This is a genomic window from Phascolarctobacterium succinatutens CAG:287, assembly GCF_000434895.1.
GTDB lineage: Bacteria > Bacillota > Negativicutes > Acidaminococcales > Acidaminococcaceae > Phascolarctobacterium_A > Phascolarctobacterium_A succinatutens_A.
This window is the reverse complement of record NZ_FR892788.1, coordinates 56,198-70,807: the sequence shown is the minus strand read 5'-3', so window position 1 is coordinate 70,807 and position 14,610 is coordinate 56,198. Positions and strand designations below refer to the sequence as shown.

General features: G+C 48.1%; 13 protein-coding genes and 1 pseudogene (1 of these 14 running past the window's edge). 11 read left to right on the top strand and 3 right to left on the bottom strand.

All coding sequences use genetic code 11. The annotated features are described in order from the left end of the window. Positions 1–304: 304 nt before the first annotated feature. A complete protein-coding gene (locus BN587_RS05115; RefSeq protein WP_021720073.1) occupies positions 305–1,879 on the bottom strand; it encodes a DUF4127 family protein in 1,575 nt (524 codons plus the stop codon). A gap of 535 nt (positions 1,880–2,414) precedes the next feature. Between BN587_RS05115 and thrS the strand changes: the two genes are divergently transcribed. Beyond that, on the top strand, positions 2,415–4,325 hold the full coding sequence (gene thrS, locus BN587_RS05110; RefSeq protein ID WP_021720072.1) for a threonine--tRNA ligase: 1,911 nt from the start codon (positions 2,415–2,417) through the stop codon (positions 4,323–4,325). Between the two features lie 92 nt (positions 4,326–4,417). Here thrS and BN587_RS05105 read toward each other — a convergent pair whose 3' ends face one another. Further along, positions 4,418–6,001 (bottom strand): DUF4127 family protein, encoded by a 1,584-nt coding sequence (locus BN587_RS05105; RefSeq protein ID WP_303684855.1) that lies wholly within the window; start codon positions 5,999–6,001, stop codon positions 4,418–4,420. Between the two features lie 294 nt (positions 6,002–6,295). On the opposite strand from BN587_RS05105, the gene rsmD reads away from it, so the two are divergent. The 3 genes from rsmD to BN587_RS05085 all read left to right on the top strand — a co-directional run bounded on the left by rsmD (position 6,296) and on the right by BN587_RS05085 (position 8,084). Continuing rightward, the gene (rsmD, locus tag BN587_RS05095; protein ID WP_021720070.1) at positions 6,296–6,853 is read left to right on the top strand and encodes a 16S rRNA (guanine(966)-N(2))-methyltransferase RsmD; all 558 of its coding nucleotides are present in this window, start codon (positions 6,296–6,298) and stop codon (positions 6,851–6,853) included. A 119-nt stretch (positions 6,854–6,972) separates the two neighbouring features. Beyond that, on the top strand, positions 6,973–7,464 hold the full coding sequence (gene coaD, locus BN587_RS05090; RefSeq protein WP_021720069.1) for a pantetheine-phosphate adenylyltransferase: 492 nt from the start codon (positions 6,973–6,975) through the stop codon (positions 7,462–7,464). A gap of 20 nt (positions 7,465–7,484) precedes the next feature. Then, positions 7,485–8,084: a hypothetical protein gene (locus BN587_RS05085; RefSeq protein WP_021720068.1), complete on the top strand. Its 600-nt coding sequence runs from the start codon at positions 7,485–7,487 to the stop codon at positions 8,082–8,084. Between the two features lie 104 nt (positions 8,085–8,188). On the opposite strand, the gene BN587_RS05080 is transcribed toward BN587_RS05085, so the two are convergent. Next, positions 8,189–9,367, bottom strand: a complete 1,179-nt coding sequence (locus tag BN587_RS05080) for a nucleotidyltransferase (RefSeq protein WP_021720067.1) — start codon at positions 9,365–9,367, stop codon at positions 8,189–8,191. Between the two features lie 159 nt (positions 9,368–9,526). Here BN587_RS05080 and BN587_RS05075 point away from each other — a divergent pair, with 159 nt between their 5' ends. The 7 genes and pseudogenes from BN587_RS05075 to fabD all read left to right on the top strand — a co-directional run. Then, a complete protein-coding gene (locus BN587_RS05075; protein ID WP_021720066.1) occupies positions 9,527–10,735 on the top strand; it encodes an acetate/propionate family kinase in 1,209 nt (402 codons plus the stop codon). A gap of 106 nt (positions 10,736–10,841) precedes the next feature. After that, a complete protein-coding gene (locus tag BN587_RS05070) occupies positions 10,842–11,345 on the top strand; it encodes a YceD family protein (protein WP_021720065.1) in 504 nt (167 codons plus the stop codon). A gap of 35 nt (positions 11,346–11,380) precedes the next feature. Then, positions 11,381–11,560 carry a 50S ribosomal protein L32 gene (rpmF, locus tag BN587_RS05065; RefSeq protein WP_021720064.1) on the top strand — a complete coding sequence of 60 codons (180 nt, stop codon included), beginning with the start codon at positions 11,381–11,383 and terminating at the stop codon, positions 11,558–11,560. 220 nt (positions 11,561–11,780) lie between these two features. Beyond that, on the top strand, positions 11,781–12,368 hold the full coding sequence (gene fapR / locus BN587_RS05060) for a transcription factor FapR (RefSeq protein ID WP_021720063.1): 588 nt from the start codon (positions 11,781–11,783) through the stop codon (positions 12,366–12,368). Beyond that, on the top strand, positions 12,365–13,378 hold the full coding sequence (gene plsX / locus BN587_RS05055; protein WP_021720062.1) for a phosphate acyltransferase PlsX: 1,014 nt from the start codon (positions 12,365–12,367) through the stop codon (positions 13,376–13,378). Before fapR ends, plsX begins: the two co-directional genes overlap by 4 nt. 4 nt (positions 13,379–13,382) lie before the next feature. After that, positions 13,383–14,372, top strand: a complete 990-nt coding sequence (locus BN587_RS05050; RefSeq protein ID WP_021720061.1) for a beta-ketoacyl-ACP synthase III — start codon at positions 13,383–13,385, stop codon at positions 14,370–14,372. 64 nt (positions 14,373–14,436) lie between these two features. Further along, positions 14,437–14,610 (top strand): annotated as a pseudogene (gene fabD / locus BN587_RS05045) (ACP S-malonyltransferase); it runs 800 nt beyond the window's last position.

The window sequence follows — 14,610 nt, the reverse complement described above, 5'->3', positions numbered from 1 at the left end:
TGGTGATTGGAACTAATGACGAATAAAGCACCATGTGCTTCGTCACAAATGCCTTAATGTACTGGAAGTACGCCGGTGGCATCCGTTCCTCGCCTCTGGCACTTTCTCGCCAGCCTGGTGATTGGAACTAATGACGAATAAAGCACCATATGCTTCGTCACAAATGCAAATCAATCCCCGTCGCGAAAGTGACGGGGATTTTTGTTGCCTAAATTTGTCTTGTCGACTTTTATATAATAACGTTATCATAATAAAAGCGCAGAGCTTGTCAGCTTTTGGCTGCAATTCTCTGCGCTTTGTTTTTCTATTTCTTTATTTTTACATCTACCTCGAATAAACGCTTCCAGGGGAAGGAAAGTGAGAACTTAGTACCTTTAGTTAGCGGACAATCATTGACCATTCTCTGGCAGTCTGCAGTAACCTGTTGCAGGATTAATTTTTCCTCTGTAGCAAGATCATATTTCAAATCCTCGCGGTTATGCTTTTCCAGCTCGTTGGAAATGCTGCGGCGGGCATTGCTCTGGTAAAACCAATCGTCGATAAGGCGTTGGCGCAGCAGTCTGCTGAGTGCTTCGCTGCTCATATCGCGGGCGATAAGCCCCTGGGCGATGGCATAGCCTACGGCGTTGTCAGCTGTATTCCAACCATTGTAGGCCGTTAAGTGCTCAAGCTCACCGCTGTTTGCCAATAGCTGCATGAAGCCATTATCGGCACCGTTGGAATAGCTGATGTCAGCCAGTGAAACGCTGCGTCCAGCTTGGAGCTGCTTGCCGATAAGCCCTACAAAATTTTTGTTGGCAACGGAAGCGAAGGGCTGATTGTCGTCAGCGGTGGAATCCTTGACGATACCGTCCTGCGGCGTATTGAGTGCCAAAATAAGGTCGGCGTTGTCCGCAGATTGTGCCTGTACTGCACCGGCAGCGATAATCTGCTGGGGTACGCTGTCTTGCAGACGTGCATCGCTGTACTGGGGCAGGGTGGAGGCACCGGCTCCGGCACTGTACATTGGGTAGATAGAAGGCTTGCTGCCGCTAGCCTCGTTGTAGGCACGGGCGATTAAAAGCAGGCCTAGCTGGTCAACGCCATCAAGAATCTGGAAGCTGTCTCTGCTCATATCAAAGGTGCTGAGGCTGATTTTGCGTCCTTCCATGTGCGTAGCGGAAAGAGTAGCGTTGTCATCCTTACCGATGGCAAAATAATGAAATTTGCCGTTGCGTGCCATGCGTGTAAGCTCCTGGTTGATAAGCAGATTTTTTTCGCGGCGCTCCAGCCAGTCGCCCAGCTCAGCTTTTTTCATGTTGCGCTCCAGTGCCTGCATGGTCAGCCTTTCGGCGGGCGACAGCTTGCCCTGGTCCTGCTTGTCTAAAAGCTGGCTGTAGGCAAATATGCTGGGGCCGATACTGCTGTAGTATGGTGGCTCTACACGTCCTTTGATGGCACGCGGTGTGCGCATAATCGTCGAAAAGGCATAAAGCTTTATCGGTAAAGTAGTTTTTAATTCATACAGATGCTTAACGCGTTTTTGCAGTTCCTCACGACTGATGTTGTGTGTACGCGAGGCAACAAGGCCACCATAAATCAGGCTGTCGGTGCTGATAACAGCAGCATCGGCCTTGGGTGCCTTGTGCTCCAGCCATTCCCAAATGCCGTCAGGGTTACCGTTTTTTTCGTTGCTGGCAATATATTTTTCTGGCGGCAGGATAATTTTGCAGTTTGCTGCCTCCATGGTCTGCTGTACGTAGGTCGAGCAGACCGGTCTGTTGTCTAAGGGCACATAAAGAATCGTCAGGCGTTTAGCTTGGACTGAAGCTGGCAGCAATAAAGCAGCTGTGCAGATGAGTGCCGCTAATTTATGCCTGCGGAAAGTTAATTTTGCCATGCGTACGCCTCCTTGAATATTAACAGTTTTGAATATATACGTTTTATAAAGGTTAATATACATGCACAAATTAATCGCTGTTTGGCATGTTTACAAGTAAAAGAATTTATTTTCTTATTATACTATGAAATAAAAGTTTTTTCCAGTGCAAGCTTGACAAGCATTGCTGGTGTGCTATAATAAACGAGTAAGTAAAAATATTAACAGTAATGCGAAGGAATTGCCGTTGCACCTACTCCACAGAAAATGCTGTCGTTGGCTGAGAGCAGCAGGGGAAAAGCAAAGGGCGCACCGCCTTCAAACTGACTGCGGAACACGTAAGTAAGTATGCCAGTCCGTACTACCGGCGTTAACGGTACCGAGTGGGCTTAGTATATAAGTCAATCAGGGTGGAACCGCGGAAAACTCCGTCCCTTTTTGCAGAGGGATTGGGGTTATTTTTATTTTTAATAAAAATAACAGGCGGGTAAGCTGAGGTTTCGGAAGGCTTAAGAAAAATATTGCGTGTTACTGCGTAATTTAGAGGAGGATAATTATGGCTGATATCAAGATTACTTTGAAAGATGGCAGCGTCAAGGAATTTGCTGCCGGCACAACTTTGCTGGACATTGCCAAGAGTATTTCCCAAAAGCTGGGTAAACAGGCTCTGCTGGCTGTTGTTGACGGTGTCAACAAGGATTTGAGCGATAAGCTGGAGCATGATGCAGCAGTAGAATTTGTTACACCGGATACTCCGGAGGGTCTGCATGCAATCCGTCATACTGCTGCACACGTTATGGCTCAGGCTATTCAGCATTTGTTCCCGGATGTTAAATTTGCTATCGGTCCTGCTATTGCCAACGGCTTCTACTATGATTTGGACAGCGAGCATACCTTTACTCCGGAGGATTTGCAGGCTATCGAAAAGGAAATGGCAAAAATTGTTAAACAGAATATTCCTCTGCAGCGTGCAGAACTGCCGCGCAGTGAAGCTCTGGCAATGTTTGCTGCTAAAGATGAAAAATATAAGGTTGAGCTGATTAATGACCTGCCTGAGGATGCAATCATCAGCACCTATACCCAAGGTGATTTCACTGACCTCTGTGCCGGTCCTCACTGCCCGTCTACCGGCAGAGTAAAAGCATTTAAACTGCAGAGTATTGCAGGTGCTTACTGGCGCGGTAACGAAAAGAACAAAATGCTGCAGCGCATTTATGGTACTGCATTCCCCAGCAAGGAAGAGCTTGATGCTTATCTGCATATGCTGGAAGAAGCTGCTAAACGTGACCATCGTAAGCTGGGCAAGGAGCTGGATTTGTTTTCTATTATGGATGAAGGCCCCGGCTTCCCGTTCTTCCTGCCGAACGGCATGGTTATCCGTAACGAGTTGATTAACTACTGGCGTCAGGTTCATCGCCGTTATGGTTATGAAGAAATCAAAACCCCGATGATTCTGTCCCGTAAGCTTTGGGAAACCTCCGGTCACTGGGATCATTACAAAGAAAACATGTACTTTACTCAGATCGATGAGCAGGATTATGCTATTAAACCGATGAACTGTCCTGGTGGTATGCTGGTTTACAAGCTGCATCCGCATTCCTATAAGGAACTGCCTATCCGTGCCGGTGAACTTGGTCTTGTACACCGTCATGAGCTCAGCGGTGCTCTGCACGGACTGTTCCGTGTACGTTGCTTTACTCAGGATGATGCGCATATCTTTATGATGCCCAGCCAGATTCGTAGCGAGATTAAGAATGTAATCAGTTTGTTTGACGAGGTTTATGCAACCTTCGGTCTGAAATATCATGCAGAACTGTCTACCCGTCCGGAAAATTCCATGGGCGATGACGCTACCTGGGAGCTGGCAACCCAAGGTCTGAGAGATGCGTTGGAGGATTGTGGTCTTGATTACGTAGTCAACGAAGGTGACGGTGCTTTCTATGGTCCTAAGATTGACTTCCATCTGACCGACTCCATCGGCCGTACCTGGCAGTGCGGTACTATCCAATTGGATATGCAGCTGCCGGAACGTTTTGAACTGACCTATACCGGTGAGGACGGCCTGAAGCATCGTCCTGTTATGATTCACCGCGTTGTGTATGGTTCTATTGAACGCTTTATTGGTATTCTGATTGAAAACTATGCCGGTGCTTTCCCGGCTTGGCTGGCTCCTTGCCAAGTTCGCATTCTGCCGATTACCGACAAGCATGTTGAATATGCTAAAAAGCTGGCTGACAAGATGTTTGATCTTGGCTTGCGTGTACACCTTGATGACCGCAATGAGAAGCTTGGTTATAAGATTCGTGAAGCACAGGTACAGAAGGTTCCTTACACCTTGGTCGTTGGTGACAAGGAAATGGAAGAAGGCACTGTAAATGTACGCCGTCGTGGTGAAGGCGATATCGGTGCTATGCCTCAGGATGAATTTATCTCTATGCTGCAAGAAGAAATTAAAGAGAAAAAATAAGCTGACGGCGTAGCCGACAGCTGAAGGAAACTGCCCCGCTTACAAGCGGGGCAGTTTTTTGTCTTGCTTTAAAATAAGTACAAAGTAAAATTTTATTCTGTTTTGACACCCGTATCTGTCCATACCTGCAGCTCTGCTTCAAAGATTCTGGCCCAAGGGAGCTTAGCGCCGACGCTGAGGTCGCGCAGATAATAGCTTTGTCCGTTTTGCTGATAAAAGGGTGTGCGTCCCAAATTATCGTGCAGCAGCTTATATGCCTGCAGGCTGAGCTTTCCCTGGATATATTGCTCTGTTGCCGTTTTATCTTCGCTGTCCAGCTCTACGGGATTTGCGCCAAAGGCTTCAAGAGTTTGCCGCAGTTGGGGATGCACCAGCTTTTGATAATAGTAGTCCTCGAGGATACGTTCTGCCGTGAAGTTCAGGTTGGCAGCGAAGAGTGCTGCCAGCCGCTCGGGGTCCGCGCCTGCTGTCTGCAGCTGACGCAGGCGGCCGCAAAAAAGCAGTCCCTGTGCCAAGGCAGTGCCTGAAGAATTGCTGAAGGTGTTCCAGGCGGCGTAGGCGGCGAGCTTGTTGATTGGTACGTTGTTTGCCAAAAGCTGCGGCAATAGTAGCTCTTCTGCTTCAAAATTGGTACTGCTGTCGATGAGTGCGACCTTATAGTCCTGGTCCAGCATTTGCTGCAGCTCTTGTGCCTGCTTGACAGACGGACGGAAATCGTCGTTACCGCAGTTAACATAGCAGATGAGGTCTGCACTATCCGGCGTGCTTACTTCTGACGCTCCAATGAGCTTAAGCTGGTTGCGCAGCGCTGCACCGACGCAGACGGCCATATAGGGCATATCTGCACTTTCTGCTTTGGGAGAAGCATAATGCAGGTAGACCTTGGGCTGCCAGTTGCTTTGCTGCAGATAGTAGCGTACGAGCAGCAGGGAGGCGATTTCATCTGCGCCGTAGGTGAGCTGCGCCTGCTGTTGCAGTTTTTGGGCAACGATGCTGCTTTGCAGTTTTACGGCACTGGCGTGCGGCAGTCCGATGGGTGAAGCATCGTCCTGACCGAAGGTTATCCGTCTGTCATCTGTGGCAAGCTTAAGCAGGCCCAGGTTAAAGCGGTCGCTTTGCTGATAACGGCTGCGGTATTTTTCCAAGACCTTGGGCGGAATTTTTGCTTCTGTGCGGCGCAGCTCCTGCGTGAGGGCGAAGCTGCCGGTGATGCGCACCATATCGGCAAGCTGGGAATAACGCATCAGCTGGTATTGGTACCAGCGGTCGGGCAAAAGCTGGTCGCTGACGAGCAGACGCGGAATAACGGAAAAAATTGCCTGCTGCCTTGTTATTGGCAGCTGCCGCAGCTGCTTGAGCAGCTCATCTTCCTCAGATGGAGTGGCGGTGTTCATGCGGGCGGCCAGCAGGCCGCCATGCAGCAGATTATCGGCAGAAATGATGCTGTAATCGCATAATAGCTGATTTTTTTGCAGCCATGGGAAAAGTTTTTGTCTGTCAGAGGGCGTCTGGTAGTTGTCAAGATAGCTTTTTGGCGGTAAAATTACATTTAGGCCTGCAAGCGCGCCCAGCTTTTGCACCATGGTGCTGCAAACAGGGCGGCTGTCGAGAGGCAGCAGCAGGATGCTTTGCGTTGGCGTTGGCTGCTTCAGCTTGAGCGGGATGCTTGAGGGCAACGCAAGGCGTAAGCAAATGCCTGATATCAGCATTATGGTGCAAATTATGAAGATTATTTTGCTTGAATTGCGCATAAGAGTGTCCTTTGAAAGAAAATGTAGAGAATGTTTAAGATTAATTTCCCCCTTCCGTCAGCTCATTACATTCGCTGACACCTTCCCCGATGGGGCAGGCGAGAAAGTGATTACGAAAGCTGACTGCTTGCCTTCCCCTACGGGGAAGGTGCCGAACGAAGTGAGGCGAAAGGGGGCGAAATGCCATCTCAACCCAATTATAACACAGAGGAGCAGTATATGAGAATAATTACCGGCAAGGCCCGCGGCCTGCAGCTGACTGTACCGAAAACATATGACGTACGGCCGACTGCGGACAGGGTTAAGGAATCCATTTTTAATATTATAGGCAGTAAAATTATCGGCGCTGAGGTGCTGGACCTTTTTGCGGGTACTGGTAACCTGGGGCTGGAAAGCTGGAGCCGTGGCGCTGCAGCTGTTACATTTATTGACGCGAGTAAGGAATCCTTGCGTCTGGTGCGCAGCAATATTGCCAAGTGCCGCGCAGAGGCTGATTGCAGAGTGCTGCAGGGCAGTGCTCCTGCCGTTGCAGAAAGGCTGGCGGCAGCAGGGGAGCAGTTTGATTTTGCCTTTTGCGATCCGCCGTACAACAAGGGCTGGATAGAGCAGATTATTGCTCTTTTGGGCAGACGCTCTTTTTTACGCTCTGGTGGCTATTTGGTAGTAGAGCGCAGTGCGCATAATGCGTTGCCGGAGCTGCCGGCGGGCTGTGAGCTGGTGCGTAGCAGTCGCTATGGCGAAACTTTGGTAGATTTTATTTGTTATAATCCGTTGTAAGTATAATATTTTTGGGAAATAAAAAGGATTATCAGCTTTTATGTCGAATAAAAGACAAGATATATAATAGGGTTTTCTTTGATCGGGTTCCGGTTAAGAATAGATTAGGAGGTCTGGCTATGCGCAGAGCAGTTTGTCCAGGAAGCTTTGATCCTGTTACCAAGGGTCATATTGATATTTTTGAAAGAGCAAGTGCGATGTTTGATGAGCTGATTATCAGCGTTTTTCATAATCCTGGTAAGGATAAGGCAATGTTTTCTATGGAAGAGCGTGTGGAAATGCTTAAGGAAGCAACTAAGCATATTCCTAACGTAAGGGTAACCTGCTTTTCAGGTCTGTTGAATGAATTCTGCAAAAAGGAGGATGCTCCTTTTATTGTCAGAGGTCTGCGCGCGTTTACTGATTTTGAATACGAATTCCAAAGAGCGCTGCTGCTGAAAAAAATTGATAATGATCTGGAAACTGTTTTCATCATGACCAATGCAAAATATTCCTTCGTCAGCTCTTCCGGTGTACGCGAGCTGGCAACCTTCGGCGGTCAATTAAAGGATTTAGTGCCTGAATGCATCGAAGAACGCGTTCGTAAGCACGTTTACCAAAAGTTTGAATAGATTAGAGTGGGGATGATATCATGATTGAACGCAACAAAACTAATGTAGCACTCGATGGACTTTTTGACGAATTTCTTGATTTGGTTTCTAATGCAAGACGTGTTCCTTTGATGGATAAGATTATGCTTGATGAAAACGATCTGCTGAATATTATTGATGATCTCAAGGAAGCAATTCCGCGTGAAATCAAAAGTGCCAACCAGGTGCTGGAGGAGCAGAAGAATATTGTCGATAAGGCCTATGCTGATGCCGACCGTATTGTGCAGCAGGCTAAGGAAGAGGCAGAGCGTATTGTAAGTGTTGCTCAGGCTGAGGCTGATGCCAAGGTACAGCAGGAGGAGATTGTAAAACAGGCCAATGCTGTAGCCGAGGATATTAAGGCTAATGTGCTGCGCTATCAGGAGGAAACCAAGCTTGCTGCTGATGAGTATGCTTTACAGGTTAAACAGTCTTCCCTGAAGTATGCTGATGATATGCTTGAATTTTTGAGTGGTAATCTGACCAGTGCTTTGGGCGGACTTAAGGAAAACATCCAAAGTGTTAAGGAAGAAATGAATAACATACAGCATCCGCAGGCACCGGCAGAAGCGCCGGAGCCGGAAGCTGCTGAAGAAGAATAAGAAACAAGTGCATTATAAAAGCTGTAACGAGGCATCATATGTGTGATGCTGACGTTACAGCTTTTTGTTGTTTAAGCAGTATTTTAGTTGTTTGACAGCGATATTTAGCTTTGGCTGCGGACGTAGATGGGTGATTGGTAAAAATCGTTGCCGCTGCGGTTAAGTGCGGTGTCATGCTGCAGCAGTGACCATGTGTCGGTAGCAGCTATTTCCAATGCTAAATGCGTTTGGTAGGCGGCGTTATCATTGTTTAAGGCGTTTTGACCTAGCTTGGTGATGAGTGGCAGGCTGGTGCTTGTCTTCATCTGATGCAGCAGCTGACGGCCTGTATCGTTGAAGGCCAGCAAGCGCAGGTAGGCAGGCTCCTGCTGCTGCCATACTGCTTTGGACTGGTCCAGCAGTATTTGCAGCAGCAGTCGGCGGATGCGGCTGGCTGTGTAGCGCTTGCTGATGCAGGCAGCGAGTGCTGACTGCAGGCTTGCGCAGTCAGCGGCCCTGCTGAGCAGGTTCTCCAGGCCTTCACTGGCCTCGCAGCGCTCGGCCAGCTGCGGCGGCGTAAGCAGCCGCAGGCGGTATTTCAGCAGCTGCCATAAAAGCTGCGCGTCGTAGCCGCCCCGTGTAAGTGCTGCATGTGTGTAGGCAGGCGTGGCCTGCTGCCAGCTGCCGTTGCCGAGCGCCAAAGCCTGGCGGATGGCGCTGGCGCTGGCTATATTGCTGCTGATGGCGGTGGAGTTATAGCCTTCGTCTGTACGCTGCAGGTAAAGTGGTTTAATGCTTGCAGCAGTCTGCAGCAGCGCCTTGCTATATTCCAGCGCCAAAATGTCGTTGGGAGAGCGGAAGGCTGTGTGTGCGCCTAAAATTTTTTCCCAGGCCTGCGCATAGCTGCTGCCGCTTTGCAGCAGCTCACGCAGCCTTGCCTGCGCTTCAGCGCTGCAGGCAAGGCGTGCTGCGGCCACGAAATCACTTTGCGGGTGTTCTGTACCGCAGGCAAGCGTGTTGACGCAGCCAGTGGCTGCCAGAAGCTCTACAGCGCCTCTGGCAAAGAATTCGGCACTGCGCAGCGTAAAGGCGCAGCCAAGCTCCAGCACCAGATCAGCACCGCCCTGTACAGCAAAGGCGGCGCGCTGCCATTTGCTTAAAATGGCAGGCTCGCCGCGTTGCATAAAGCTGCCACTCATTACGACGATGACTGGCTGCTGCGTCAAACGCTTCGTTTCCTGTATATGATAAAGATGACCGTTATGAAAGGGATTATATTCGGCAATGATGCCTGTAGCCTGCATAATTTTTACCTCGCAATATCTTATCTCTATGAATATTATTATAACATAGGCTGGGAATTGAGAAAATATTTCTGTTCAATTAGCTACGAATAGTGTATACTAATAGTATATTGGTATTTATGACTAGAATTAAATTTGGCGTTGACCGGGAGGTTTATTGTGATTGTTTTCGTAGTAAATTGTGGCAGCTCCTCCATCAAGTATCAACTGATAAACATGGAAGGCGAGCATGTCATGGCCAAAGGCCTGATTGAACGCATCGGTATGGAAGGCTCCACACTAAAGCATACGCCAGCAGGCAAATACACAATTGATATAAAAGAGGAAATTCCTGACCATAAGGTTGGTATCCGTTTGGCGATTAAAGCGCTGACGAGCAAGGAATATGGCGTTATCAAGGATATGTCCGAGATTGATGCTGTAGGCCATCGTGTTGTGCATGGCGGTGAGCGCTTTACTGACAGCGTGCTGATTACCAGTGATGTGTTGCACGGTATTGAGGCTTGCTGTGAAATTGCACCTCTGCATAATCCGCCTAACCTGTACGGCATTAACGCTTGCATGGAGATTATGCGCGGAACACCGCAGGTTGCTGTGTTTGATACAGCCTTTCATCAGACAATGCCTAAGGTTGCCTATCTTTACGGCCTGCCCTATGAAATGTATGTCAAATATGGCGTGCGCCGTTACGGCTTCCATGGCACTTCGCACAAATATGTGGCGCTACGTGCTGCAGAGCTGATGCACGAGCATATGAATGATTTGCGTATTATTACCTGCCACCTTGGCAATGGTGCCAGCATTGCAGCAATTAAATACGGCAAATCCATTGATACAAGCATGGGCTACACACCGCTTGAAGGCCTGATTATGGGCACCCGCAGCGGCGAGATTGACCCGGCGATTATTCCCTTCCTGATGGAAAAGGAAAATATGAATGCGCAGCAGATAGATGATTATCTGAACCGCCGCAGTGGTATTCTGGGCATCAGCGGTCTGTCCAGCGACTTCCGTGACCTGGAAAGTGCTGCTAACCGTGGTGATGACCGCAGCCAGCTGGCGATAGATGTTTTTGCCTACAAGGTAAAAAAATATATCGGCGGTTATGTAGCAGCAATGGGCGGCGTAGATGCGATTGTCTTTACTGCAGGCCTGGGAGAAAATTCTCCCTTTATGCGCGACAAAATCTGCAATGGCCTGGAATATCTGGGAACGCGCGTTGATCCGGAACTGAACCAGGTGCGCGGCAAGGAGCGCGAAATCAGCGTGCGTCGTGCGCGTGTAAAGATTTTCGTCATCCCGACAAACGAGGAGCTGGTTATTGCCCGCGATACCTATAATATCTGTCGCAGAATCATCAAGCTGTAGCCATTTGCATGAGGTTATAGTAACTGATAACAGTTTTTATCCGTACAAAGCATTTTTACTTGACAAAGAGCGGTAATACCGCTATAATTGTAACGATTGGTGAAATATGATTAAAATAAATGTCGCAGAAATCAAGAAAAGACTAGTCGGTGAAAAAACTCTTGCTTATGAGCTTTCGCCTGCTGAGCTGGAAATTGCAGCTGAAGAGCTTGCTGTTGACGGCACAGTAAATTTAGAAGGCACAATGAGCAACGCTGGTGATGTATTATTACTGCAGGCTGTAATGACTGCTAAGGTACGACGTACCTGCAGCCGTTGTCTGAAGGATTTTACAGGTAAAACCAGGGCAGAGGTTGTCGAGAAGTTTTATCCGGCAAGTGCTGAACATATTGAAAATGATGCTTTTGTCTACGATTCGGACGTTATTGATATAACGGAACCGCTTCGTGAAGGGCTGCTGCTTGCAGAGCCCATGCAGGCTCTGTGTAAGCCAGACTGCCGGGGACTTTGTCCCGTTTGTGGCGCTGATCTTAATGATGGTGACTGCGGATGCGACAGGTTCACTGTAGATCCGAGGCTGGCGGCATTGAAGCAATTCATCAAAAATTAAATTCACTTCATAGCACTGAGGAGGTGTATTGAGAAATGGCAGTACCTAAGAGAAAAATGTCCAAAGCCCGTCGTGACAGACGTCGTGCTAACTGGAAACTGAGCGTTCCTGGCATGGTTGAATGCCCGCAATGTCATGAAATGAAAATGCCGCATCGCGTTTGCCCTGAATGCGGTTACTACAATGGCAAACAAGTCATTGCTAAAGCTGAATAATTTTAAGCTGTTGATAAGGCCTTCGGAAGTAATTCCGGAGGCTTTTTACATGATATACTGAAGCTTATCGTTTAAGCAGCACTTAATTGTGTAATTAAAAAAATCGCTGAAATATAAGAGATGTTACAATTTTTTTGCTAAAAACCCCTTGCCAAAAACGTGCCATGCTTTTATAATAAAAACAGATATTATGAGCTGGTACTAAAAAGCAGGTGATGGAATGACTTCTTCTAAAAAATTAATACGTCACAGAAGCTTGAAGAAGCTGCTTAAGGATAATCCCTTCAGCACTGATGAGCAATTGGCAAAGATGCTGGATGTCAGCGTACAGACTATACGTCTGGACCGTGTTGCTCTGGGAATTCCTGAGCTGCGTGCCAGAACTCGTACTATGGCCGAAGAAGCTCAGACCAAGCTGCGTGCCATTGATAAAAAGGATATCGTGGGCGAGCTGCTGGATCTGGAGCTGAACAAAATCGGTATTTCCACGCTGAAGATTACACCTGATATGGTGCTTGAGCGTACCGGGATTGCCCGCGGTTATTATATGTTTGCCATGGCCAATACGTTGGCTTTGGCAGTTGTAGATGCGGAATATGCGCTGACTGCTGTAGGCAATGTCAAGTATAAGCTGCCTGTCAATGCAGGTGCTGTGCTTGTAGCCCGTGCAGTAGTTACACACCGCCGCATGGATAAATATTATATTTTTGTTTCCGTGAAAAACAATAACGAAGAGGTTTTTCGCGCTAAGTTCATTATTGTTTCTTTGGATAACAGAACTAAGCATGAGGGGGAGCAGGAAGCATGAAAATCGCCGTAGATGTTATGGGTACCGATTATGGTCCCAAAGAGCTTGTTTTAGGTGCAGTCAACGCTGTTAAAGAGTATGGCTGCGAAACTGTTTTGGTTGGCGATGAAAAAATAATCCGTGAGCTGCTGGTAAAATACGGTGCGGATAAAAATCCGAAGATTACTATTCATCATGCCAGCGAGGTAATTGCGATGGACGAGCATCCTGCGATTGCGGTTAAGTCCAAAAAGGACGCTTCTATCGTAGTTGCGGCAGGATTGCTGAGAAACAAGGAATGTGATGCCCTTGTTTCCTCTGGCAGCACTGGTGCTGCTGTCGCTTCAGCGCTTTTTTGCGTAGGCCGCATCAGGGGCGTGGAACGACCTGCTATTGCAACGCCGATTCCCAGCCTGAAGGGTACTACTGTAGTGCTTGACAGTGGCGCTAAGGTTGACGCCAAGCCTGAGCATATGGTACAGAGTGCTATCATGGGTACGGTGTACGCAGAAAAAATTTTAAAAATTTCTCAGCCGAAGGTAGGACTTTTGAACATCGGTGAAGAAGAAACTAAGGGTAACGAGCAAGCATTGGCAACCTACCCGCTTTTAAAGGATACTTGGACGATAAACTTTATCGGCAATGTTGAAGGTCGTGACATCAACAAAGGTACGGTAGATGTAGTTGTCTGCGACGGCTTCGTCGGCAATGTCGTGCTGAAGTTCGGTGAAGGTCTGGCGAAGGCTATTATGACGCTGATCAAGGAAGCAATTATGAACGGCGGCATTCTGGCAAAGCTGGGCGGACTTTTAATCAAGCCTGCACTGAAGGGCCTGAAGAAACGTCTTGACCCTGCTGAATACGGCGGTGCCCTGCTGTTAGGTATCCGCGCACCGTTTATTATCTGCCACGGCAGCTCCAAGGCCAAGGCAATTACCAATGCTATTCATGTAGCTATGGACTTTGCAGAGCAGGATGTTGTAAGTATCATCAAAGATAAGATTGCGGAATCAAAAGAAATGAGGAATTAGATAAATGACAAGAGCTGTTGGTATTTTAGGTTTAGGACATTATGTTCCTGAGAAGATTATCACTAATACAGACATGGAGAAAATCGTTGAGACCAGTGATGAATGGATTACTGAGCGCACCGGCATCAAGCAGCGTCACATCGCTGCTTCGGAAGAAGCAACCTCTGATCTGGCGTACAATGCTGCTGTAGAAGCACTGAAGGACGCTGGCGTTGCTCCGGAAGAGCTGGACCTAGTTATTGTAGGCACTGCTTCCTCCGACTATATTTTCCCGTCTACCGCCTGCCTGGTACAGGCTCGTCTGGGTGCTAAAAACGCAGCTGCGTTTGACCTGGCTGCAGGCTGCAGCGGTTTTGTTTACAGCCTTGCTGTAGCAAGCCAGATGGTTAAGAGCGGTCTGTATAACAAGATTCTGATTATCGGTGCGGAAACTTTGAGCCGTATTATGAACTGGACCGATCGTAACACCTGCGTTCTCTTCGGTGATGGCGCCGGTGCTGCTGTAGTTGGCGAGGTTGAAGAAGGCTACGGTGTACTGGGCATTGATATGGGTGCTGACGGCAACGGCGGCAAGTTCCTGCTGCAACCGGCAGGCGGCAGCCGTAATCCGGCAAGCGAAGAAACCGTTGCTGCCAAAGACCACACCATTCATATGAACGGTCAGGAGGTTTTCAAATTCGCTATTCAGATTATGGGCAAGACTGCAAAGCGTGCTCTGGCTAAGGCGAATATGAAGCCGGAAGAGCTGGATATGCTGTTCCCGCATCAGGCTAACTACCGTATCATCACTTCCGCTGCTAAGCGTCTGAAGATGCCGATGGATAAGGTTTGGGTAAACGTAGACAAATACGCTAATACCTCTGCCGCATCTATTCCTATCGCTCTGTGCGAGGCTCAAAAGGCTGGCGCCCTGAAAAAAGGCGACAACATTATTCTTGATGGCTTTGGCGCAGGTTTGACCTGGGCAGCTATTGTCCTCAAGTGGAGTAAATAATCCAAACATTTTTCGTTTGTCTTAATAGTATTTGATTTTTATCGAAAGTGAGGTAATTTACACGATGAGTAAAATCGCATTCGTATTCCCTGGCCAAGGTTCTCAGACCGTTGGCATGTGCAAAGCTTTTTATGATGAATATCCTGTTGTAAAACAGATTTTTGAAGAGGCTGATGACGCTCTTGGCTATTCCATCAGCAAAATGTGCTTCGAAGGTCCTGCTGAAGAACTGAACCCG

Excerpts from the sequence above, each read along its gene's own strand:
- BN587_RS05070 (WP_021720065.1), top strand. The coding sequence starts at position 10,842 with ATGATTAAAATAAATGTCGCAGAAATCAAGAAAAGACTAGTCGGTGAA.
- BN587_RS05085 (WP_021720068.1), top strand. The coding sequence starts at position 7,485 with ATGATTGAACGCAACAAAACTAATGTAGCACTCGATGGACTTTTTGAC.
- rpmF (WP_021720064.1), top strand. The coding sequence starts at position 11,381 with ATGGCAGTACCTAAGAGAAAAATGTCCAAAGCCCGTCGTGACAGACGT.
- fapR (WP_021720063.1), top strand. The coding sequence starts at position 11,781 with ATGACTTCTTCTAAAAAATTAATACGTCACAGAAGCTTGAAGAAGCTG.
- BN587_RS05115 (WP_021720073.1), bottom strand. The coding sequence starts at position 1,879 with ATGGCAAAATTAACTTTCCGCAGGCATAAATTAGCGGCACTCATCTGC.
- coaD (WP_021720069.1), top strand. The coding sequence starts at position 6,973 with ATGCGCAGAGCAGTTTGTCCAGGAAGCTTTGATCCTGTTACCAAGGGT.
- plsX (WP_021720062.1), top strand. The coding sequence starts at position 12,365 with ATGAAAATCGCCGTAGATGTTATGGGTACCGATTATGGTCCCAAAGAG.
- thrS (WP_021720072.1), top strand. The coding sequence starts at position 2,415 with ATGGCTGATATCAAGATTACTTTGAAAGATGGCAGCGTCAAGGAATTT.
- rsmD (WP_021720070.1), top strand. The coding sequence starts at position 6,296 with ATGAGAATAATTACCGGCAAGGCCCGCGGCCTGCAGCTGACTGTACCG.
- BN587_RS05050 (WP_021720061.1), top strand. The coding sequence starts at position 13,383 with ATGACAAGAGCTGTTGGTATTTTAGGTTTAGGACATTATGTTCCTGAG.
- BN587_RS05080 (WP_021720067.1), bottom strand. The coding sequence starts at position 9,367 with ATGCAGGCTACAGGCATCATTGCCGAATATAATCCCTTTCATAACGGT.